Origin of the sequence: Enterobacter sp. Y17 (assembly GCF_019730495.1) — a bacterium.
Classification (GTDB): Bacteria; Pseudomonadota; Gammaproteobacteria; order Enterobacterales; family Enterobacteriaceae; genus Enterobacter; species Enterobacter asburiae_B.
In genome coordinates this window covers 79,807-101,661 of the sequence record NZ_JAASKP010000008.1, presented here as the reverse complement: position 1 = coordinate 101,661, position 21,855 = coordinate 79,807, and the positions used below count along the sequence as shown (strand labels likewise).

Here is a 21,855-nt window from a genome sequence, read left to right as displayed (position 1 = left end):
CTTTTCGCAGCGGCGCGGGGTGTGCATATTACGCTTTCCCGCTTCAGAGTCAAGTGATTAATTTCGCTTTTCTCTGCCGACGTTCATCTCTGAACCCCACTAACCCGGCGGCCTGTAAGCCGTTGTTCCGTGTCAGTGGAGGCGCATTATAGGGAGTTCTCAGACGTTGACAACCCCTCTTTTAAAAAAAACTTTCAACCGTCTCTTTTTTGCTCAAAACCGTGCTGCAGCGCCAGTTTTTCGAGCGTTTCAAAGCCATAACGGCGTAAAACGGGTAAAAGTTGCTCAGTCTCTTTCGTGATGGCCATACAAAACGCGATATTCGCATCGGTAGATTTCGCATCCGGCGCTTCATGCTCCAGCAGCCAGGCCGTACGACGGGCGATAGCCGCACCGGAATCCACCAGGCGCGTCCCCTCCGGCAATACCTCTAATAACTCTTCCTGTAATAGCGGGAAGTGAGTACAGCCCAGCACAACGGTATCCGGAGGCTCTGGCATCCGCAGCCACGGACGAAGAATACGACGCAGCTCGTCGAGTGATACCGCCTTTCCATGCAGCTTCGCTTCAGCCATCTCCACCAGCTCAGCCGAACCCAGCATCGCAATCTGGCATTCGTTGGCAAAACGGTCGATCAGCTCGCGGGTATAAGGACGCTTTACCGTGCCTCGCGTTGCCAGCAGACCCACAATGCCGTTCGCCGTCAGGCGCGCGGCTGGCTTTATTGCAGGAACGACGCCCACAACCGGGAACTGGAATTTTTCACGCAGGGCGGGAAGAGAAACGGTGCTCGCCGTATTACAGGCGATGACGGCCAGCGCAAGGGGATAGCGCTTTTGTACCGCGGTGACGATTTCAACCACACGCTCAACAATAAAATCTTCGCTCTTTTCCCCATACGGGAAAGCGACGTTATCGAAGGCGTAGATGTAATGGAGATCCGGCAGGAGATGCCGAATCTCATCATAGACCGAAAGCCCACCGACGCCGGAATCAAACACCAGCACGGTGGGACGCGGATTAGAAGGTGTAGCTGCCAGACAAGGTGTATTCCCGTCCTGCAGTTTGGTAGCCATAAACTGTCTCGTAATCTTTATCGAACAGGTTGGCTATTTTACCACGAACTGTGAGATGTGAGGTGACAGGATACGAAACTGCGACATCCCACAGGCTGACACCGCCCATTTTTACTTTCTCAGACGGATAAGCACCAAAGTCAGTGTCGTAACGCGTACCGAGATAGTGATAAGTCAGGCTCCAGTCGAAATCATAGATCTGCGTGTCGAGCTGATATTTCACCTGCTGTTTAGCACGACGGTCCAGAAGTTCGTTGGTTGCGGCATTGCGGGCATCCACATAATCGTAGCCAACAGTATGCGTCAACGGACCCGTATCAAACGATGCTGTCGCTTCCACACCTTTAATGCGCGCTTTACCGACGTTGTAATATTGCTGAAGGTTATTATCGAAGTCGATGAGATTATCGACGTCATTACGGTAGCCGGAGACGCGCCAGCTCACGCCCGCCGTCAGGCCTTCAAACGCACCTTCCCACTGCTTGCTCTCTTCGGGATCAAGATGGTCATTGCCATAGAAACCATAGAGTTGACCCAGATTCGGTGCCTTATAGGCCGTACCATAAGAAGCAACGAAGCGGTAACCCTCCACGAACTCCCAGGCCGCACTACTTTGCCAGGTGCCATGGCGACCGAACTGAGAGTTGTCATCGCTGCGAACCGCTCCTTCCAGAGTGAAGTCACCAAACTGCTGCAACCCGGTCAGGTAAACGCCGGTGTTACGCAGGTCGTAGCCGTTGGTTACGTAGTTTGTACCCGGCTCGGTGCTCTGCTTCTGCCAGTCAACGCCCGCGCCAATGTTTCCATGGCCAACATCAACGGAGTTCAGCCACTGGACGTTGTACTGTTTGATTTCATCCAGGGTGGCTGTCGAATCGTAGCGGCCCAAATTTGGGTCGTAGTTATAGTCCTTGCTGTGGCTATAGCTGGTGAGCAGCTGTGAATGGAAGATGTCATCATTGAAGCGCAATCCTGCATCCCAGGTCTGACTATAGAGCTGGCGGGTATCGACCAGTACGTCAGGGGTAAATGAACTGTAGTAACCGTCGTAGGCAGTACGGTTGCTGTAGCCAAAGCCGCGAACAAATCCGCTCCACTGCTCCGAGAATGCGTGATCCACTGCACCATAGAGCGTTTTATTCATAAAGCCGTCGCGATCGGTCTGGGCAAGGCCACCATTGTTGCCGTCCGCAACCACATCAAACCCTTTGGTATAGGTGTAATCACCCGCAAGCGTGACGCGCGTGCTGTCGCCCAATGTTTGCTGAGTACTGCCGCCATAATTCTGGTAACCATGCGACCCTACACCTGCATTCAGCGTGGTACCGTCCTTCGCGCGAGTGGTAATAATGTTTACGACTCCGCCGATCGCGTCCGAGCCGTATACTGCCGAACGCGGTCCACGAACATATTCGATACGCTGCACCAGGGAGATCGGGAACTGGCTGAGATCGGACGACCCCGTAACGCCCGCCTGGTTAAGGCGGATCCCATCAACAAGGATCAGGACATGGCTGGAGTTGGTGCCACGTATAAAGAGAGAAGAGAGTTGCCCCATCCCGCCATTTTGCGCCGTATCCACGCCGGGCAGGCGACGCATAACATCAAGGACTGAGGTTGATTGCCAACGGTCAATATCGGCACGCGTAACAACGGAGGTTGCAGCCAGAATAGTTTTTTCAGGTTGTTCAAAACGATTTGCCGTCACCACCAACGAGTCGGCGCTATCCTGCGCCCAGCCCGAAAATGCCGTGACGGACAACGCCGTCAACAGCGATACTTTTTTAATCATTGTTAAAGCATCCACAATATAAGAAGGATGCCGCAGGCCTCATCGATAGCACGCGATGATGAAACCAAATGCGACGTGATCCCGGCAGGTCTTCGGGCTAGGTGGCTATATAAGGATGAAGACTTCCCATTTTCACAGTGTCTACAACGCTCATCCCGCCAGACTTTACCGCTGCGCGTCAGCTCCAGATTTACACTGGATTCCCTTTTCACTCTCAGGAGACCGGAAACAGAATGCTACAATTAGACACGTATGGATGTCCAGACAGCTATTGCCCATTAAATCTGGACATCCCCTGAACAATGCCTACAATCCCCGCGTAATTCTTTATCATTCAGGACGCATCATGACCCCAGAACACCTCCCGACAGAACAGTACGACGCGCAGCTGGCAGAGAAAGTCGTCCGCCTGCAAAGTATGATGACGCCTTTCAACGCGCCCGTTCCCGAGGTGTTCCGCTCTCCCGTCAGCCATTACCGCATGCGCGCCGAGTTCCGCATCTGGCACGACGGTGACGACCTGTACCACATCATTTTCGATCAGCAGACGAAATCCCGTATTCGCGTGGACAGCTTTCCGGCGGCGAGCGAGCTCATTAACCAGTTGATGACGCTGATGATGGACGGCGTGCGCAACAATCCGGTACTGCGTAACAAGCTGTTCCAGATTGACTACCTGACCACGCAAAGCAATCAGGCGATTGTCTCCCTGCTGTACCACAAAGCGCTCAATGACGAGTGGCGCGAGCAGGCAGAAGCGCTGCGCGATGCGCTGCGCGCGCAGAACATCAACGTTCACCTGATTGGCCGCGCGACAAAAACCAAAATCATGCTGGATCAGGACTACATCGACGAGCGCCTGCCGGTGGCAGGTAAAGAGATGGTGTATCGTCAGGTCGAGAACAGCTTCACCCAGCCAAACGCTGCGATGAACGTGCAGATGCTGGAGTGGGCGCTGAAGGCGACGGAAGGGTCAACGGGCGATCTGCTTGAGCTCTACTGCGGTAACGGCAACTTCTCGCTGGCGCTGGCGCGTAATTTCGATCGCGTTCTGGCAACGGAAATCGCCAAGCCGTCGGTGGCTGCCGCGCAGTACAACATCGCCGCTAACCATATCGATAACGTGCAGATCGTTCGTATGGCCGCGGAAGAGTTCACGCAGGCCATGAACGGCGTACGCCAGTTTAACCGCCTGGAAGGGATCGATTTGAAAAGCTACCAGTGTGAGACGATTTTTGTCGACCCGCCGCGCAGTGGCCTGGACAGCGAAACCGAGAAGATGGTGCAGGCGTACCCGCGTATTTTGTACATCTCCTGCAACCCGGAGACGCTGTGCAAGAACCTCGAAACATTAGGCCAGACGCACAAGATTGAACGTCTGGCGCTGTTCGATCAGTTCCCGTATACGCACCATATGGAGTGCGGCGTTTTACTTACCGCACGGTGATCTGTAGGCCGGATAAGCGTAGCGCCATCCGGCGTTTTTGGCAGGTGGCGCTTCGCTTACCTGCCCTACAAATAATTCATTACTCCGGTAACTGGCTCTTACGGCTACGCATGCGCGAGCCAATCCAGAACACCAGCGCCACAGACAGTACCGCAGGGAAGAAGTTAGAGCCGATATCCGGATACTCCGCGCGAACCACCGTGCTATACAGCAATACGCCCAGAATAAAGCAGGCAGCGGCCAGCCCCGGTAACCCCACCGGCATGGTGCGGTTCAGGTAACGTTGATGCAGGCAGTAAACCGTCAGCACCAGCGCAATAAGCGGGAAAATCGAAAATGGAACAATTGAGCTAAAAATAGCGGCAAACGTACCATTAATGGATAAGCCAGCGATCAATGCCAGCAACAGCGTCCCTTTATCCTGACCTGACTGTTTCATTACTCACCTTCACTCTTCGGTTTGATGTGCCAGTTTCTCTTGTTCACGGCGATACCAGTAGTACGCGCCTTTGGAGATCATCCTGAGCTGCAATACCAGCCGCTCTTCGAGCTGCTTGCGTTGTTCAATGCTGACATCCAGCGCTTCGGCACCCGCGCTGAAAACAATCGTCACCATCGCCTCGGCCTGTGCTTCAGTAAACGCACGCGGCATATGGTTTTCGAGTTCAAGATAGTCGGCAAGTTCCGCGATGAAGTGCTGAATTTCACGCGCGACGGCGGCACGAAACGCCGCCGATGTGCCCGAACGCTCGCGCAGAAGCAGACGAAACGCGTTGGGGTTATTGCCGATAAATTCCATAAAGGTCGATACGGAGGTGCGGATCACGCTACCCCCTTTGGCGATACGCTGACGCGCCTGCCGCATCAGCTGGCGCAGCATCAGACCGCTCTCGTCGACCATGGTCAGGCCCAGTTCATCCACATCACGGAAATGACGATAGAAGGACGTTGGCGCAATCCCGGCCTCGCGTGCGACTTCGCGCAGGCTCAAACTGGCAAAACTCCGCTCAGCACTCAGTTGACTGAATGCGGCTTCCACCAGCGAACGCCGGGTTTTCTCTTTTTGTTGTGCTCTTACGCCCATCACGATAGTTGAATCCTTCCAAAGGCCTGATGGCACTATACCAGAGAATAAAATTAATCTGTTTGCCTGGCTTTGTGAATGATTGTTTACGTGCGGTTTGTGCTCCACTGCCCGAAAAAAGCACAACGATAATTGGGTTACTCTGGCAATGATGTTATGATTCTGTTGCTTTTATGTATAAGAACAGGTAAGCCTTACCATGCCACATTCCTACGATTACGACGCAATAGTTATTGGTTCCGGCCCCGGCGGCGAAGGTGCTGCTATGGGTCTGGTGAAACAGGGAGCCAGAGTAGCGGTCATCGAGCGCTACCATAATGTCGGCGGCGGTTGCACCCACTGGGGCACCATCCCTTCGAAAGCCCTCCGCCACGCCGTTAGCCGCATTATCGAATTTAACCAGAACCCTCTTTACAGCGACCACTCCCGACTTCTTCGTTCATCCTTTGCTGACATCCTGAATCACGCGGATACCGTTATTAACCAGCAGACACGCATGCGTCAGGGATTTTATGAGCGTAACCACTGTGAAATTTTGCAGGGCAACGCGCATTTTGTGGATGAACACACCCTGGCACTCGAATGCCACGACGGTTCGGTTGAAACCATCACGGCTGAAAAATTTGTGATCGCCTGCGGCTCACGCCCTTACCATCCGGCCGACGTGGACTTCTCGCATCCGCGCGTCTACGACAGCGACTCGATTCTGAGCCTGCACCATGAGCCTCGCCACGTCATTATCTATGGCGCAGGGGTCATTGGTTGCGAATATGCGTCGATCTTCCGCGGAATGGACGTCAAAGTTGACCTGATCAACACCCGTGACCGCCTGCTGGCGTTCCTCGATCAGGAGATGTCGGACTCTCTCTCCTACCACTTCTGGAACAGCGGCGTGGTGATTCGCCACAACGAAGAGTACGAGAAGATCGAAGGCTGTGACGACGGGGTGATCATGCACCTGAAGTCCGGTAAGAAGCTGAAAGCAGACTGCCTGCTGTACGCCAACGGTCGTACAGGCAACACCGATTCACTGCAGCTGGAAAATATCGGGCTTGAAACCGACAGCCGCGGTCAGCTGAAGGTCAACAGCATGTATCAGACCGCCCTGCCGCACGTTTACGCGGTCGGCGACGTGATTGGCTACCCAAGCCTGGCCTCAGCCGCTTACGACCAGGGACGCATCGCCGCACAGGCGCTGGTAAAAGGCGAAGCGACGGCGCACCTGATCGAAGATATTCCGACGGGTATCTATACCATCCCGGAAATCAGTTCAGTCGGGAAAACCGAGCAGCAGCTGACGTCAATGAAGGTGCCTTACGAGGTGGGTCGCGCACAATTTAAACATCTGGCGCGGGCGCAAATCGTGGGGATGAGCGTGGGAACGCTGAAGATCCTGTTCCATCGCGAAACGAAAGAGATCCTCGGCATTCACTGCTTTGGTGAACGCGCGGCGGAAATCATTCATATCGGCCAGGCGATAATGGAGCAGAAAGGCGGTGGTAACACCATTGAGTACTTCGTTAACACCACCTTTAACTACCCGACCATGGCGGAAGCCTATCGGGTAGCTGCGCTGAACGGCTTAAACCGCCTGTTTTAACGCGCTGTCAAAATGGCCATCCATCGAACCACGGATGGCCTCTGCCAGCTGCTCATAGCGGCTGCGCAGCGGTGAACCCGGACGATACACCAGGCCGATAGTGCGACGCGGCTCCGGCTTAATGCACGGCAGATAAACCACGCCATCACGCTTACGCTCGCGTGGCACGGCCAGCGCAGGCAACAGCGTAATACCGCTTCCCGCCGCGACCATATTACGCAGCGTTTCCAGGCTGGTTGCGCGGAAATGGGTATCCTCATCCGCACCCGCTTCGAAGCAGAAGCCCATCGCCTGATCGCGCAGGCAGTGGCCATCTTCCAGCATCAGCAGCTTTTCACCGGCCAGATCGGCCATCGGTACGCGATCGCGGTTCGCCCACGGGTGATCTTCATAGATCGCCAGCATCATCGGCTCATCGAACAGCGGCACTTCAATAAAGGCTTCACTCTCTTTCACCAGCGCCAGAATGGCGCAGTCGAGCTTGCCGCTGTCTAACTGCGCCAGCAGCTGATGGGTTTGCGCTTCATGCAGGTACATTTCGAGTTTCGGGAACGTCTGGTGCAGCATCGGAATGATGTGCGGCAACAGGTACGGGCCAACGGTTGGGATCAGGCCGATATGCAGCGGGCCGGACATCGCCTCCCCCTGCTGGCTTGCCATTTCCTTGAGCACTTTGACCTCGCGCAGCACGGTGCGCGCCTGATCCACCAGCAGCAGACCTGCCTGTGTGAACAGAACCTTACGACTGGTGCGCTCCAGCAGCATCACGCCTAGCTCGTCTTCCAGCTTGCGGATCTGACCGCTCAGCGTGGGCTGGCTGACGTGGCAGGAATCTGCCGCGCGGCGAAAGTGACGATGCTCGGCTAACGCTACCAGGTATTCAAGATCACGAATATTCATTATTCATCCTCCGTCGCCACGATAGTTCATGGCGATAGATAGCATAGCAACGAACGATTATCCCTATCAAGCATTCTGTTGAATAATACACCACATAGACGAGGCGGCACGTGTTTGACCCTTGACGTCCCCGCACCGTCAGCGAGTTTCTCTCAAAACTCGAACAACTAAAGCCAACGTGAACTTTTGCGGACCCCGTGGTCCGCTTTTTTTTGCGTAAAAGAGCCCGGGGATAAAAGCAAAATGGCAACCGAAGTTGCCATTTTTAGTGTTTGCTCCCTCTCCCCGTGGGAGAGGGCCGGGGTGAGGGCACCAGCCCGCACTGTTCAAACCAAATCAAACCAACCGGTTTTTCGCATCCGCTATCGCCTGCGCCACCTGCTTCGGCGACACGCCGCCTTTCGCGGCACGTTTATCCAGACAAGACTGCAGCGCAAGGATCGGATACACATCATCCCCGATAACCGCGCTGAACTTCTGCAGGTCTGCCAGCGCCAGATCTTCCAGTGGTTTACCCTGACGAATGGCTTCCACCACCGCTTCACCCACAATGTGGTGCGCTTCACGGAAAGGTACGCCTTTCGCCACCAGATAATCCGCCAGTTCGGTAGAGTTCGCATAGCCCTGCTGCGCCGCTTCCTGGCAGCGCGGACGTTTCACCTGAATGCCGTCCAGCACCAGGGCGCCCATATGCAGACAGTCCAGCCAAGTGTCGAGCGCGTCGAACAGCCCTTCTTTGTCTTCCTGCATGTCTTTGTTATACGCCAGCGGCAGCCCTTTCAGGGTCATCATCATGCCGGTCAGCGCGCCCTGCACGCGGCCACATTTGCCGCGGATCAGCTCCAGCGCGTCCGGGTTTTTCTTCTGCGGCATCAGGGAGGAGCCTGAGGTCACGCGGTCGGAGAGCTCGACGAAGCCCGCTTCGCCAGAGTTAAAGAAGATCAGGTCTTCGGCAAAGCGCGACAGATGCACCATTCCGATAGACGCATTGGAGAGCAGCTCCAGCACGTGGTCGCGGTCGGACACGCTGTCCAGGCTGTTACGGGTGGCGGAAGCAAAGCCCAGCCAGCCTGCCAGCTGCTCACGGTCGATTTCATACGCCGTACCGGCCAGCGCGCCGCTGCCCAGCGGGCTGACGTCCAGACGCTTCAGGGTATCCTGCAGACGGCTTTCGTCACGCGCCAGCATCTCGACGTAGGCCAGACACCAGTGCGCGAAGGTCACCGGTTGGGCGCGCTGCAGGTGGGTATAACCCGGCATCACCGCGTCCTGGTTGTTCTGCGCGGTCTCCACCAGCGCACTCTGCAGCTGGCGGTTAGCCGCCAGCAGTTCGCCAACGGTATCTTTGCACCACAGCTTCAGATCGGTGGCGACCTGGTCGTTACGACTGCGGCCGGTATGCAGCTTTTTACCCAGCTGGCCGACTTTGTCGATAAGTTTGCCTTCCACCCAGCTGTGAATATCTTCAGCATCGCTTTCGAGGATCTGCTGCGGGTTAAGACGCACCTCTTCCAGCAGATTGTTCAGCGCTTCTTCCAGCTGTAATTGTTCGTCGGCGGTCAGTACGCCCACCGTCACCAGCGCCCTGGACCAGGCCACAGAGCCGACAATATCCTGTTCGGCCAGGCGGTAGTCGAAGCGCAAAGAGTCGTTGAACTGTTTGAACCGCTGATCCGCTGCCTGTGTAAAACGCCCACCCCAAAGTGCCATAACATGCTTCCTTTATTCGTTAGTTCTGCCGGGTGGCGCTTCGCTTACCCGGCCTACGGTCTTGTAGGCCCGGCAAGCAGAGCGCCGCCGGGCATTAAATCGATTACGCCAGAATACGCGTGCCAATCGGCGTGCCGTTAAACAGCGCCGGCAGTTGTTCCGCGTGACGCCAGGAGGCGATATCCACCGGGCGGCCCAGCGTGCGTGCGGCTTCCAGCGCGGCGTTCACTTTGACGATCATGCCGTCGGTAATAATGCCCTGGGCAATCAGCTGCTCGGCTTTCTCAGCCGTCATTTCCGCAATGCGCTGGCCTTTGCCGTCCAGAATGCCGCTCACGTCGGAGAGCAGGATCAGATCTGCACCCAGCGTTGCCGCCAGTGCCGTCGCCGCCTGGTCAGCGTTGACGTTCATCAGCTCGCCCTCTTCGGTCACGCCGATAGAGCTCACCACCGGCAGGAACCCCCCTTCCAGCAGCGTGTTAATCAGCTTAGGTGAACCCGGCTGCGCCAGTCCAACGTGGCCGAGCTCTTCGTCGAGCTGGGTCACTTTTACGCTATCGCCATCGCCCAGATAGAGGCCGACGGACGCGATGTGGTGTTTCTTCGCCCACGCCAGCAGCGTTTTGTTCGCCGTACCCGCCAGCGCACCGGTAATGATGTCAATCTGGTCAGCAGGCGTGACGCGCAGGCCGTTCTTCTTTTTCACCGGCAGGTTGAGCCCTTTCATCAGCTCATCCACCACGCAGCCGCCGCCGTGCACAATCACCAGCGGACGCTGGTGTGATTCGCGATAGTTCACCAGCGCGGTAAACAGACGCTCCAGTGCTTCTTCGCTGTCCAGCAGTACACCACCGAGTTTGATAATTAATGGGTTCATCATCACACCTTAAATAAGAGCCTGCGTTTCCGGGAAACCGAAACGAATATTTGCACACTGCATTGCCTGTGCGGCAGCGCCTTTGAGTAAGTTATCTTCCGCGGCGACCACAATCAGATGCTCGCCCTGCACGGCAAAGCCGATGTCGCAGAACGGCAGGCCGACCACGTTTTTCAGCGCCGGCACGCCTTTATCGTACAGGCGCACCAGCGGTTTATCCGCATACGCCTGCGTGAAGGCCTCGTTCACCTGCTCTTTGGTCACGCCCGGCTTCAGGCGGCAGGTAATGGTTTCGAGGATCCCGCGCGGGAAGCTGCCCAGATGCGGCGTGAAAATGACGTCCGCGCCCAGATGCGTCGTGATTTCAGGGTGATGACGGTGATTAAACACGCCATACGGCTGAAGGCTCACTTCGCAGAAGCTGTTGGAAATAGCGGCCTTGCGCCCTGCTCCGCTCACGCCGCTGGTGGCGTTGATCACCGGCCACTGGCTCAGATCCAGCAGGCCTGCGTCGATCAGCGGCTTCAGGGAAAGCTGCGCCGCCGTCGGGTAGCAGCCCGGAACGGCAATCAGGTCCGCTTCTTTCAGTTTATCTGTGCTCCACTCCGCCAGTCCGTACACCGCTTTTTCCAGCAGTTCCGGATGCTGATGGGTGAAGCCGTAATATTTTTCGTAAAACGCACCGTCGTTCACGCGGAACGCGCCGGAAAGGTCGAAGACCACGCAGCCAGCCGCCAGGAACTGCGGCGCCAGGTCGTGGCTGACCTCGTGCGCGGTGGCTAAAAACACCACGTCGACGCCGTCGGTAAACTCGCTGATGTCAGACATGGGCTGCAGCGGCAGATCGACAAGACCCTTAAGCTGCGGATGCAAATCGGAAATTAACTTTCCTGCATCATTGCTTTGCGCTGACACGGTCAAAGCGGTTATGGTCATATGTGGATGGCGATTCACGTAGCTTACAAGCTCTGCGCCCGCATAACCGCTAGCGCCTACAATCAGCGTATTCAACATCGGGTTCCTTTATGCTCAACGTTAATGTATTTTTATTCACATTTATTGCATGAATATTGATACTATCACGACCTAAGGTGTGTCAACAATGAAAATGAACTTACCGCCATTTATCGAGATCTACCGCGCCCTGATTGCCACTCCGTCCATCAGCGCAACGGAAGAAGCGCTGGATCAGAGCAATGAGTCTTTAATCAATCTGCTGGCGGGTTGGTTTAGCGATCTTGGGTTTAACGTTGAGGTTCAGCCCGTTCCCGGAACACGCCACAAATTTAACCTGCTCGCCAGCACCGGAACCGGTGCGGGCGGCCTGCTGCTGGCCGGCCATACCGACACCGTGCCGTTTGACGATGGCCGCTGGACGCGCGATCCGTTCACCCTGACCGAGCACGACAACAAGCTCTATGGCCTGGGCACCGCCGACATGAAAGGCTTCTTCGCCTTTATCCTCGACGCGCTGCGTGACGTGGACGTGACGAAGCTGAAAAAACCGCTCTACATTCTGGCGACCGCCGACGAAGAAACCAGCATGGCGGGCGCGCGCTACTTCTCTGAAAACACGTCGATTCGCCCGGATTGCGCGATCATCGGCGAGCCGACGTCTCTGCAGCCGATTCGCGCGCACAAAGGCCATATCTCTACGGCCGTGCGCGTGCTGGGTCAGTCCGGCCACTCCAGCGACCCGGCGCGCGGCGTGAACGCCATCGAGCTGATGCATGACGCCATCGGCCGCATCATGACCCTGCGCGACGATCTGAAAGAGCGCTACCACTACGACGCGTTCACCGTGCCGTATCCGACGCTGAACCTCGGCAGCCTGCATGGCGGCGATGCCTCCAACCGTATCTGCGCCTGCTGCGAACTGCATATGGACATCCGCCCGCTGCCGGGCATGACGCTGAGCGATCTCGACGGCCTGCTGAATGAAGCGCTGGCTCCGGTGAGCGAGCGCTGGCCGGGCCGCCTGACGGTCTCCGAACTGCATCCGCCGATCCCGGGTTACGAATGCCCGCCGGATCATCAACTGGTTGAGGTGGTGGAAAAGCTGCTCGGTGAGAAAACCGACGTGGTGAACTACTGCACCGAAGCGCCGTTTATTCAGACGCTTTGCCCTACGCTGGTCCTGGGCCCCGGCTCCATCAACCAGGCCCACCAGCCGGATGAGTATCTGGAAACCCGCTTCATCAAGCCAACCCGCGAACTGATTACCCAGGTTGTGCATCACTTCTGCTGGCATTAAAACCGCACCGAAGAGTCCCCTCTCCCAGTGGGAGAGGGTCAGGGTGAGGCCAACAAATCGCATGATCTCCGTCACATTCCCATAAGCATCTCTTATCTGACGCAATGCGAATTAAATTTCGTAAATTGCCCGCATTTATTCGTTTGCTGAACCGTTTTCGCAGCAATTGACGACGGGGGTTTTACGTGGCTTTATAAAGGGAGATGACAAAATAATGTCCAGATGATTTTCGCCTGGGCATAAACAAAAATGATGGGGTGACTGGGTTTTTATGAACGAACAATATTCCGCGTTGCGTAGTAATGTCAGTATGCTCGGCAAAGTGCTTGGAGATACCATCAAAGACGCGTTGGGGGAGAACATCCTCGACCGCGTTGAAACCATCCGCAAGCTGTCTAAATCTTCCCGTGCCGGTAACGAGGCCAGTCGTCAGGAGCTGCTCACCACCTTGCAGAACCTCTCTAACGATGAGCTGCTGCCCGTTGCACGCGCATTCAGCCAGTTCCTGAACCTGGCTAACACCGCTGAGCAATACCACAGCATTTCGCCAAACGGCGAAGCGGCAAGCAACCCGGAAGTCATTGCCCGCACCCTGCGTAAACTGAAAGACCAGCCAGACCTCAACGAAGCCACCATCAAAAAAGCGGTGGAATCGCTTTCGCTGGAGCTGGTGCTGACCGCACACCCCACTGAAATTACCCGTCGCACCCTGATCCACAAAATGGTGGAAGTTAACAACTGTCTGAAGCAGTTGGATAACAAAGACATTGCCGACTACGAACGTAACCAGCTGATGCGCCGTCTGCGCCAGCTGATTGCCCAGTCCTGGCACACCGATGAAATTCGTAAGCATCGTCCAAGCCCGGTCGACGAAGCCAAATGGGGCTTTGCGGTGGTGGAAAACAGCCTGTGGGAAGGGGTGCCTAACTACCTGCGCGAGCTGAACGAACAGCTGGAAGAGAACCTCGGCTACCGCCTGCCGGTCGACTTCGTTCCGGTCCGCTTTACCTCCTGGATGGGCGGCGACCGCGACGGCAACCCGAACGTGACCGCAGAAATCACCCGTCACGTCCTGCTGCTGAGCCGCTGGAAAGCGACCGACCTGTTCCTGAAAGACATTCAGGTGCTGATCTCCGAGCTGTCGATGGTTGAAGCGACGCCTGAACTGCGCGCGCTGGCCGGAGAAGAAGGCGCCAGCGAGCCGTACCGTTTCCTGATGAAGAAACTGCGTGGTCAGCTGATGGCCACTCAGGCCTGGCTGGAAGCGCGTCTGAAAGGTCAGCGCCTGCCAAAACCAGAGGGTCTGCTCAGCCAGAACGAACAGCTCTGGGAGCCGCTGTATGCCTGTTATAAATCACTGCAGGCCTGCGGGATGGGCATCATCGCTAACGGCGAACTGCTCGACACCCTGCGCCGCGTGAAGTGTTTCGGCGTGCCGCTGGTGCGTATCGACGTACGTCAGGAAAGTACCCGTCATACCGAAGCGCTGGGCGAGCTGACCCGCTATCTCGGCATCGGCGACTATGAAAGCTGGTCCGAAGCCGACAAACAGGCCTTCCTGATCCGCGAGCTGAACTCGAAGCGCCCTCTGCTGCCGCGCAACTGGGAGCCAAGCAACGAAACCCGCGAAGTGCTCAACACCTGTAAAGCGATCGTGGACGCACCGAAAGGATCGGTGGCCGCCTATGTGATCTCCATGGCGAAGACCCCGTCCGACGTGCTGGGCGTTCACCTTCTGCTGAAAGAAGCGGGAATCGACTACGCCCTGCCGGTCGCCCCGCTGTTTGAGACCCTCGACGACCTGAACAACGCCAACGACGTCATGACCCAGCTGCTGAATATCGACTGGTACCGCGGCTTTATTCAGGGCAAACAGATGGTGATGATTGGCTATTCCGACTCCGCGAAAGATGCGGGCGTGATGGCGGCATCCTGGGCGCAGTATCAGGCGCAGGACGCACTGATCAAAACCTGCGAGAAAGCCGGTATTGAGCTGACCCTGTTCCACGGACGCGGTGGCTCGATTGGCCGTGGCGGCGCACCTGCACACGCAGCGCTGCTTTCACAGCCGCCGGGAAGCCTGAAAGGCGGCCTGCGCGTCACCGAGCAGGGCGAGATGATCCGCTTCAAGTACGGTCTGCCGGAAGTGACCATCAGCAGCCTGTCGCTCTACACCAGCGCTATCCTGGAAGCAAACCTGCTGCCACCGCCGGAGCCGAAAGCATCCTGGTGCCATATCATGGACGAGCTGTCTGATATCTCCTGCGATCTGTACCGCGGCTACGTGCGTGAAAACAAAGATTTCGTTCCTTACTTCCGCTCGGCAACGCCTGAGCAGGAGCTGGGTAAACTGCCGCTGGGCTCACGTCCTGCGAAGCGTCGCCCGACCGGTGGCGTAGAGTCTCTGCGCGCGATCCCGTGGATCTTCGCCTGGACGCAGAACCGTTTGATGCTGCCCGCCTGGCTGGGTGCCGGTGCCGCGCTGCAAAAAGTGGTGGAAGACGGTAAACAGAACGAACTGGAAACCATGTGCCGCGACTGGCCGTTCTTCTCTACCCGTCTGGGCATGCTGGAGATGGTCTTCTCGAAAGCTGACCTGTGGCTGGCGGAATACTACGACCAGCGTCTGGTGAAACCAGAGCTGTGGGCGCTGGGTAAAGAGCTGCGCGAACTGCTGGAAGGCGACATCAAAGTGGTACTGGACATCGCCAACGACTCACATCTGATGGCGGACCTGCCGTGGATTGCCGAGTCTATTCAGCTGCGTAACATCTACACCGACCCGCTGAACGTCCTGCAGGCAGAGCTGCTGCACCGTTCGCGTCTGGCGGAAGAAGAAGGTAAAGAGCCGGATCCGCGCGTTGAACAGGCGCTGATGGTGACGATTGCGGGCGTTGCTGCGGGAATGCGTAACACCGGCTAATACTCTATGCCCGGCGGCGCCGCGCTTGCCCGGACCTGTGACTGGTAGGCCGGGTAAGCGTTAGCGCCACCCGGCACATTTCGGTAGTCTTCTCATGCATTCCGATATCACCCGAATTTTGGCAGACCTGGTAAACCGCACGCTACCGCTGGGTCAGATTCATTTCTCAGCGCTGTCTGAACAGCATTCCCGAACATCTCCCTGCCTCGTCATTACCCTTGATGCCCCCTGTGAGGCGATATTTTCATCCTTTGGACACTTAACGCATCCATCGTCTAACGCCCTGAGCATGCATTTCGGTAAGCAGCTGCTGACTATCGAGTTACAGCATGACAATACGCTTGTGCAGCAGCTCCAGGTTGCCCGCCGCGGTCCGCGAACGGGTGCTTTTCTTCTGCAGACGCTAGCCGAATTACAGATGCAGCCGGATGAGCAAGAGACCGCGATACTGGTGGTATTAAGCTTGCTCAGCCACTGCCGGGATCTGCTTGGCAGCGACATCCACACCGCCAGCCGCAGCCGCGCCCTGTTTGAGGCCATTCGCCGCTTCATCGAAGAACATCACGCTTCGGCGTTAACCCGTGAATCCGTCGCGCAGGCGTTCTACGTCTCGCCGAACTACCTTTCCCACCTCTTTCAGAAGATTGGCAACGTGGGGTTCAACGAATACCTGACGCAAACGCGACTCGAACACGCGCGCCAGCTGCTCAAAGGCTACGATCTTAAAATCAAAGATATCGCCGCACGCTGTGGGTTTACAGACAGCAATTACTTCTGCCGTCTCTTTCGCAAGCACACCGAACGCTCTCCTTCCGAATATCGTCGCCAGTATCATAGCGAGCTGACCGCCAAAAAATAGCATTGTGATCGCTCTCGCACTTCGCTAAGGACATTACATTTGTCCAGTATTTGGCAAAATTGGCCTGTATCCGCCCTGCCTGCCCGCGTCTTATCCTTTATTCAACCTTTCTGACTTAAGGAAAAATAATGGAACTGTACCTGGATACCGCCAACGTGGCGGAAGTTGAACGCCTGGCGCGGGTCTTCCCCATTGCGGGGGTCACTACCAATCCGAGCATCGTTGCCGCCAGCCGTGAATCCATCTGGGACGTGCTGCCGCGTCTGCAAAAAGCCATCGGGCCGGAAGGCACGCTGTTTGCTCAAACCATGAGCCGCGATGCCGAAGGGATGGTGGCAGAGGCCAAACGTCTGAGTAACGCCGTCCCGGGCATCGTGGTGAAAATCCCGGTGACGGCTCAGGGGCTCATCGCGATTAAGGCGTTGAAAAAAGAAGGGATAGCCACGCTGGGGACCGCCGTTTACAGCGCGGCACAGGGCCTGCTCGCCGCGCTGGCAGGCGCGAAATATGTCGCGCCGTACGTAAACCGCGTTGACGCGCAGGGCGGTGACGGCATTCGCATGGTCCAGGAGCTGCAATCCCTGCTGGAACTGCACGCGCCGGAAAGCAAAGTGCTGGCCGCCAGCTTCAAAACGCCGCGGCAGGCGCTGGACTGCCTGCTGGCGGGATGCGAGGCAATCACGCTTCCCTTAGACGTAGCGCAACAAATGCTCGGCACGCCAGCGGTAGAGTCAGCCATAGAGAAGTTCGAGCAGGACTGGAAAAACGCGTTTGGTAACCTCAACCTCTAAGGGAGAACTGTTATGGACCGTATCATTCAATCGCCGGGAAAATATATCCAGGGCGCTGATGTGCTTACCCGTCTCGGCGACTATCTGAAACCCCTGGCCAATCGCTGGCTGGTTGTCGGCGATAAATTTGTGCTGGGTTTTGCCGAAGAGACCCTGCGCCAGAGTTTTAAAAAAGCCGAACTGCACGCCGAAATCGCGCCGTTTGGCGGCGAATGTTCGCAAAATGAAATCGATCGGCTGAAAAAGCTGGCAGACAGCGCCGACTGCCTGGCGGTGCTGGGTATCGGCGGTGGTAAAACGCTGGATACCGCTAAAGCGCTGGCCCATTTTATGGACGTGCCGGTCGCTATTGCCCCGACAATCGCCTCCACCGATGCGCCGTGCAGCGCCCTTTCGGTCATTTACACCGACAGCGGTGAGTTCGATCGCTACCTGATGCTGCCGCACAACCCGAACATGGTAATCGTCGATACCAAAGTGGTCGCGGGCGCGCCGGCACGCCTGCTGGCCGCCGGGATTGGCGATGCGCTGGCAACCTGGTTTGAAGCACGCGCCTGCTCGCGCAGCGGCGCGACCACCATGGCGGGCGGCAAATGTACGCAGGCTGCACTCGCGCTGGCCGAGCTGTGCTACAACACGCTGGTTGAAGAGGGTGAAAAAGCCATGCTGGCCGCGGAACAGCATGTGGTTACACCGGCGCTGGAACGCATTATCGAAGCCAACACCTATCTCAGCGGCGTAGGCTTTGAAAGCGGCGGGCTGGCGGCAGCACACGCTATTCATAACGGTATGACGGCGGTACCGGACGCGCACCACTTCTATCACGGCGAAAAAGTGGCGTTTGGCACGCTCACGCAGCTGGTGCTGGAAAACGCGCCGGTAGAAGAAATAGAGACCGTCGCCGCGCTTTGTCACAGCGTTGGGCTGCCGATCACGCTGGCACAGCTAAATATCAAAGAGGATATTCCGGCCAAAATGCGTTTGATCGCGGAAGCCTCCTGTGCCGAAGGGGAAACTATCCACAACATGCCCGGCGGCGTAACGCCGGATCAGGTGTATGCGGCGCTGCTGGTGGCCGACCAGTATGGGCAGCGGTTCCTGCAGGAGTGGGAGTAAATAGCGTGAATAAAAATCCCCGCAACAGCGGGGATTTTTTTGCCCGTAGGCCGGGTAAGCGTTAACGCCACCCGGCACAACGGTTACTGCAGGTCAAACCGGTCCAGATCCATCACCTTCGCCCATGCGGCAACGAAGTCGCGGACGAACTTCTCGCTGGCATCGCTGCTGGCATAAACCTCTGCCAGCGCGCGCAGGACGGCGTTAGAACCGAAGACCAGATCGGCGCGGGTGGCGGTGTATTTCACTTCACCGCTGGCGCGATCGCTTCCGGCAAACAGTTCATTAGATTCGTCGGTTGCCTTCCACTGGGTGTTCATGTCCAGCAGATTCACGAAGAAATCGTTGCTCAGCACGCCCTCGCGGTCGGTAAACACGCCATTCTTGCTGCCATCAAAGTTTGCACCCAGCACGCGCAGGCCACCGATCAGCACCGTCAGCTCAGGCGCGGTCAGCGTCAGCTGCTGGGCTTTGTCGATCAGCAGTGACTCAGTGGTGGACACATCCACCTGCGCACGGTAGTTGCGGAAGCCGTCGGCAATCGGTTCGAGCAGGTTAAACATCTCGATATCCGTCTGATCCTGACGCGCATCCACGCGCCCTGGCGTAAACGGAACGTTGACGTAAACGCCTGCCGCTTTCGCCGCCTGCTCAACGCCCACCACGCCCGCCAGCACGATGATATCCGCCAGAGAGGCTTTGTTGGTGGTGCGCTGGATAGCTTCCAGAGCCGGCAACGCGCGAACCGCTGCGGCGTTCACATCCCAGTCGCGCTGAGGAGCCAGCGCCAGACGCGCGCCGTTGGCGCCGCCGCGCTTGTCGCCGCCGCGGAAGGTCGACGCTGACGCCCAGGCAACCGAAATCAGTTCGCTCACGGAGAGGCCAGAGGCAGCGATTTCCGCCTTCAGGCTTTCAATGTCTTCTTTCGACGGATTGAACACCGCCTGCGGCAGCGGGTCCTGCCAGATCAGATCTTCTTTCGGCACTTCCGGGCCAAGGTAACGCGATTTTGGCCCCATATCGCGGTGGGTCAGCTTGTACCACGCGCGCGCGAAGGCTTCGTTGAAGGCCTGCGGATCGTTCAGGAAGCGGCGGGAAATTTTCTCGAATTCCGGATCAAAACGCAGCGTCAGGTCGGTGACCAGCATGGTAGGTTTGCGTTTTTTCGACGGGTCGAACGGATCGGGCATGATTTCCGGCGCATCCACGGCTTCAAACTGAATCGCACCCGCCGGGCTGCGGGTCTGCACCCATTCGTATTTGAACAGGTTCTCGAAGAAGTAGTTGCTCCACTGGGTCGGGGTTTGCGACCAGATGACTTCCAGACCGGAGGTAATGGCATCTGCGCCAATTCCCGTGCCGTGCGTGCTGGCCCAGCCCAGGCCCTGCGCTTCAATCGGCGAGGCTTCCGGGTCGGTGCCGACGTGCGTGGCTTCACCCGCGCCGTGGGTTTTGCCGAGGGTGTGGCCGCCCGCGATCAGCGCAACGGTCTCTTCGTCGTTCATCCCCATGTTGCCGAAGGTGGCACGAATGGCCGCCGCAGCAGACAGAGGTTCACCGCTGGCGTTTGGCCCTTCCGGGTTCACATAAATCAGGCCCATTTCGGTGGCGGCGAGAGGTCGCTTCGCCAGCGCCTCCGGGTCACGGTGGGTTAGCCAGGCTTTTTCATCACCCCAGTTCACGTCCAGGTCTGGTTCCCAGACGTCTTCACGCCCGGCACCGAAACCAAACGTACGGAAGCCGGAGTTCTCCAGCGCCACGTTACCCGCGAGGATAAACAGGTCGGCCCAGGAAATTTTTTGTCCGTATTTTTGCTTGATGGGCCACAGCAGACGGCGCGCCTTATCCAGGCTCACGTTATCCGGCCAGGAGTTCAGCGGCGCAAAGCGCTGTTGACCGCGGCCTGCGCCACCGCGCCCGTCAACGGAGCGATAGGTACCCGCGCCGTGCCAGGCCATACGGATAAACAGGCCCGCATAGCTGCCCCAGTCGGCAGGCCACCACGGTTGAGAGTCGGTTAAAAGGGCTTTGAGGTCGCCTTTAAGGGCGGAGTAATCAAGTTTGCTGAATTCTTTGCGGTAGTCGAAGTCTTCACCCAGCGGGTTAGAACGATTGGAATGTTGGTTAAGAAGATCGATGCGGAGTTGTTTTGGCCACCAGTCGCGGCTGCCTGTACCTGCCCCCGCGCTGTGATCGACTCCGCCCTGGTGGAACGGGCATTTGCCGACCGATGCCGCTTTATTGGTCTCGTCTGACGTGCTCATCGCTATGCTCCCTTTTACAGTGTTACCGTTACGATATACACCACTAGCAATAAGTTATAGTTGAATTAATCCACAGATTCGATAGCTAATACCTTTTAACTATTCGCGTAACTAAAAAGCCCTCGTAATACGAGGGCTTTGTGCTTATTACGCCGGACGAACGCCCAGCGTATGGCAAATGGCGTAGCTCATCTCCGCACGGTTCAGCGTATAGAAGTGGAAATCTTTCACCCCTTCACGGCTTAAAATTTTCACCATGTCCATCGCGATATTCGCCCCCACCAGCTTGCGGGTTTCCGGGTCGTCGTCCAGCCCTTCGTACATTTTGGACATCCACAGCGGAATGCGGACATTGGTCATATCGGCGAACTTCTTCGCCTGTTTGAAGTTAGAGACCGGCAGAATGCCCGGGATAATTTCAACGTCGATGCCCGCGGAGACGCAGCGGTCACGGAAACGCAGGTAGCTTTCCACATCAAAGAAGAACTGGGTAATGGCGCGGTTCGCGCCGGCGTCCACTTTACGCCTGAGGTTCAGCAGATCGGCCTGGGCGCTTTTCGCTTCCGGATGCACCTCAGGATAAGCGGCAACGGAGATATCAAAGTCGGCCACGTCTTTCAGCAGCGCGACCAGATCGGCGGCATACATGTCCGGCTTACCGCTGCCCGGCGGCAGGTCACCGCGCAGAGCGACGATATGACGAATGCCGTTATTCCAGTAATCCTGAGCGATGGCCCGCAGCTCGTCGCGGGTGGCGTCGATACAGGTGAGATGCGGCGCCGCTTCCAGACCGGTACGATCTTTGATGCCTTTAATGATGCTGTGCGTACGGTCACGCTCGCCGGAGTTAGCACCGTAAGTCACGGAGACGAACTTCGGCTTCAGGCTGCTGAGACGATCGATAGAGCTCCACAGAGTTTGCTCCATTTCACTGGTGCGCGGCGGGAAAAATTCAAAAGAGACGTTAATCTGGCCGTTTACTTCGGCCAGGCTCTGATTCAGTGCTTCCCGCTGGTTGGCGTGAAAAAAGCTCATACCTTACCTCTATCAATCGCATGTCGTTATTTGTTGTGTTGTGAACTTCTATACGTTTAGACGTCCAGATGTAAAAATGACGGAAAAGCGGAGGGACGTCAACATAAATAATCAACAATAACGGTGA

17 protein-coding genes and 1 riboswitch are annotated in these 21,855 nt (G+C 56.9%); of the genes, 7 read left to right on the top strand and 10 right to left on the bottom strand.

Annotated features, from left to right (window positions below):
• Positions 1 to 194: 194 nt before the first annotated feature.
• Positions 195 to 1,076 (bottom strand): glutamate racemase, encoded by an 882-nt coding sequence (murI, locus tag HCH49_RS21040; RefSeq protein WP_221703309.1) that lies wholly within the window; start codon positions 1,074 to 1,076, stop codon positions 195 to 197.
• Complete coding sequence (gene btuB, locus HCH49_RS21035; protein ID WP_047059189.1) at positions 1,021 to 2,868, bottom strand: TonB-dependent vitamin B12 receptor BtuB; 1,848 nt, start codon at positions 2,866 to 2,868, stop codon at positions 1,021 to 1,023. The genes murI and btuB overlap by 56 nt, the downstream gene beginning before the upstream one ends.
• Before the next feature lie 65 nt (positions 2,869 to 2,933).
• A riboswitch (cobalamin riboswitch) is annotated at positions 2,934 to 3,110 on the bottom strand.
• Between the two features lie 104 nt (positions 3,111 to 3,214).
• Between btuB and trmA the strand changes: the two genes are divergently transcribed.
• Positions 3,215 to 4,315, top strand: a complete 1,101-nt coding sequence (gene trmA, locus HCH49_RS21030) for a tRNA (uridine(54)-C5)-methyltransferase TrmA (protein WP_221703308.1) — start codon at positions 3,215 to 3,217, stop codon at positions 4,313 to 4,315.
• A 79-nt stretch (positions 4,316 to 4,394) separates the two neighbouring features.
• Here trmA and HCH49_RS21025 read toward each other — a convergent pair whose 3' ends face one another.
• On the bottom strand, positions 4,395 to 4,754 hold the full coding sequence (locus HCH49_RS21025; protein WP_008501783.1) for a YijD family membrane protein: 360 nt from the start codon (positions 4,752 to 4,754) through the stop codon (positions 4,395 to 4,397).
• A gap of 9 nt (positions 4,755 to 4,763) precedes the next feature.
• Positions 4,764 to 5,402 (bottom strand): HTH-type transcriptional repressor FabR, encoded by a 639-nt coding sequence (gene fabR / locus HCH49_RS21020; RefSeq protein ID WP_008501784.1) that lies wholly within the window; start codon positions 5,400 to 5,402, stop codon positions 4,764 to 4,766.
• A gap of 196 nt (positions 5,403 to 5,598) precedes the next feature.
• On the opposite strand from fabR, the gene sthA reads away from it, so the two are divergent.
• Entirely contained in the window at positions 5,599 to 6,999 is a 1,401-nt protein-coding gene (gene sthA / locus HCH49_RS21015; RefSeq protein WP_008501785.1) for a Si-specific NAD(P)(+) transhydrogenase, read from the top strand.
• Here the strand turns inward: sthA and oxyR are convergent.
• From oxyR to argC, 4 genes are all read right to left on the bottom strand, one after another.
• Positions 6,982 to 7,899 carry a DNA-binding transcriptional regulator OxyR gene (gene oxyR, locus HCH49_RS21010; RefSeq protein WP_023309664.1) on the bottom strand — a complete coding sequence of 306 codons (918 nt, stop codon included), beginning with the start codon at positions 7,897 to 7,899 and terminating at the stop codon, positions 6,982 to 6,984. The genes sthA and oxyR overlap by 18 nt on opposite strands.
• A 336-nt stretch (positions 7,900 to 8,235) precedes the next feature.
• Positions 8,236 to 9,609: an argininosuccinate lyase gene (gene argH / locus HCH49_RS21005; protein WP_033146923.1), complete on the bottom strand. Its 1,374-nt coding sequence runs from the start codon at positions 9,607 to 9,609 to the stop codon at positions 8,236 to 8,238.
• A gap of 103 nt (positions 9,610 to 9,712) precedes the next feature.
• Entirely contained in the window at positions 9,713 to 10,489 is a 777-nt protein-coding gene (gene argB, locus HCH49_RS21000; protein ID WP_221703307.1) for an acetylglutamate kinase, read from the bottom strand.
• Positions 10,490 to 10,495: 6 nt separating this feature from the next.
• On the bottom strand, positions 10,496 to 11,500 hold the full coding sequence (argC, locus tag HCH49_RS20995; protein WP_069303420.1) for an N-acetyl-gamma-glutamyl-phosphate reductase: 1,005 nt from the start codon (positions 11,498 to 11,500) through the stop codon (positions 10,496 to 10,498).
• An 88-nt stretch (positions 11,501 to 11,588) separates the two neighbouring features.
• Between argC and argE the strand changes: the two genes are divergently transcribed.
• The 5 genes from argE to HCH49_RS20970 all read left to right on the top strand — a co-directional run bounded on the left by argE (position 11,589) and on the right by HCH49_RS20970 (position 18,429).
• Positions 11,589 to 12,740, top strand: a complete 1,152-nt coding sequence (gene argE / locus HCH49_RS20990) for an acetylornithine deacetylase (RefSeq protein WP_023309677.1) — start codon at positions 11,589 to 11,591, stop codon at positions 12,738 to 12,740.
• 271 nt (positions 12,741 to 13,011) lie between these two features.
• Complete coding sequence (gene ppc / locus HCH49_RS20985; protein ID WP_023309665.1) at positions 13,012 to 15,663, top strand: phosphoenolpyruvate carboxylase; 2,652 nt, start codon at positions 13,012 to 13,014, stop codon at positions 15,661 to 15,663.
• A 94-nt stretch (positions 15,664 to 15,757) separates the two neighbouring features.
• A complete protein-coding gene (locus HCH49_RS20980; protein WP_033146927.1) occupies positions 15,758 to 16,522 on the top strand; it encodes a helix-turn-helix transcriptional regulator in 765 nt (254 codons plus the stop codon).
• A 128-nt stretch (positions 16,523 to 16,650) separates the two neighbouring features.
• On the top strand, positions 16,651 to 17,313 hold the full coding sequence (gene fsa / locus HCH49_RS20975) for a fructose-6-phosphate aldolase (protein ID WP_033146928.1): 663 nt from the start codon (positions 16,651 to 16,653) through the stop codon (positions 17,311 to 17,313).
• A gap of 12 nt (positions 17,314 to 17,325) precedes the next feature.
• Positions 17,326 to 18,429: a glycerol dehydrogenase gene (locus HCH49_RS20970; protein WP_008501794.1), complete on the top strand. Its 1,104-nt coding sequence runs from the start codon at positions 17,326 to 17,328 to the stop codon at positions 18,427 to 18,429.
• A gap of 83 nt (positions 18,430 to 18,512) precedes the next feature.
• On the opposite strand, the gene katG is transcribed toward HCH49_RS20970, so the two are convergent.
• On the bottom strand, positions 18,513 to 20,693 hold the full coding sequence (katG, locus tag HCH49_RS20965) for a catalase/peroxidase HPI (RefSeq protein WP_033146930.1): 2,181 nt from the start codon (positions 20,691 to 20,693) through the stop codon (positions 18,513 to 18,515).
• Positions 20,694 to 20,840: 147 nt separating this feature from the next.
• Positions 20,841 to 21,728: a methylenetetrahydrofolate reductase gene (gene metF / locus HCH49_RS20960; protein ID WP_167819374.1), complete on the bottom strand. Its 888-nt coding sequence runs from the start codon at positions 21,726 to 21,728 to the stop codon at positions 20,841 to 20,843.
• Positions 21,729 to 21,855 lie beyond the last annotated feature (127 nt).

Bases quoted from the DNA above. Each gene is read 5' to 3' on its own strand.
- btuB (WP_047059189.1), bottom strand. From the start codon at position 2,868: ATGATTAAAAAAGTATCGCTGTTGACGGCGTTGTCCGTCACGGCATTT.
- HCH49_RS21025 (WP_008501783.1), bottom strand. From the start codon at position 4,754: ATGAAACAGTCAGGTCAGGATAAAGGGACGCTGTTGCTGGCATTGATC.
- argE (WP_023309677.1), top strand. From the start codon at position 11,589: ATGAAAATGAACTTACCGCCATTTATCGAGATCTACCGCGCCCTGATT.
- argC (WP_069303420.1), bottom strand. From the start codon at position 11,500: ATGTTGAATACGCTGATTGTAGGCGCTAGCGGTTATGCGGGCGCAGAG.
- sthA (WP_008501785.1), top strand. From the start codon at position 5,599: ATGCCACATTCCTACGATTACGACGCAATAGTTATTGGTTCCGGCCCC.
- metF (WP_167819374.1), bottom strand. From the start codon at position 21,728: ATGAGCTTTTTTCACGCCAACCAGCGGGAAGCACTGAATCAGAGCCTG.
- ppc (WP_023309665.1), top strand. From the start codon at position 13,012: ATGAACGAACAATATTCCGCGTTGCGTAGTAATGTCAGTATGCTCGGC.
- katG (WP_033146930.1), bottom strand. From the start codon at position 20,693: ATGAGCACGTCAGACGAGACCAATAAAGCGGCATCGGTCGGCAAATGC.
- argH (WP_033146923.1), bottom strand. From the start codon at position 9,609: ATGGCACTTTGGGGTGGGCGTTTTACACAGGCAGCGGATCAGCGGTTC.
- HCH49_RS20970 (WP_008501794.1), top strand. From the start codon at position 17,326: ATGGACCGTATCATTCAATCGCCGGGAAAATATATCCAGGGCGCTGAT.
- argB (WP_221703307.1), bottom strand. From the start codon at position 10,489: ATGATGAACCCATTAATTATCAAACTCGGTGGTGTACTGCTGGACAGC.
- oxyR (WP_023309664.1), bottom strand. From the start codon at position 7,899: ATGAATATTCGTGATCTTGAATACCTGGTAGCGTTAGCCGAGCATCGT.
- murI (WP_221703309.1), bottom strand. From the start codon at position 1,076: ATGGCTACCAAACTGCAGGACGGGAATACACCTTGTCTGGCAGCTACA.
- HCH49_RS20980 (WP_033146927.1), top strand. From the start codon at position 15,758: ATGCATTCCGATATCACCCGAATTTTGGCAGACCTGGTAAACCGCACG.
- trmA (WP_221703308.1), top strand. From the start codon at position 3,215: ATGACCCCAGAACACCTCCCGACAGAACAGTACGACGCGCAGCTGGCA.
- fsa (WP_033146928.1), top strand. From the start codon at position 16,651: ATGGAACTGTACCTGGATACCGCCAACGTGGCGGAAGTTGAACGCCTG.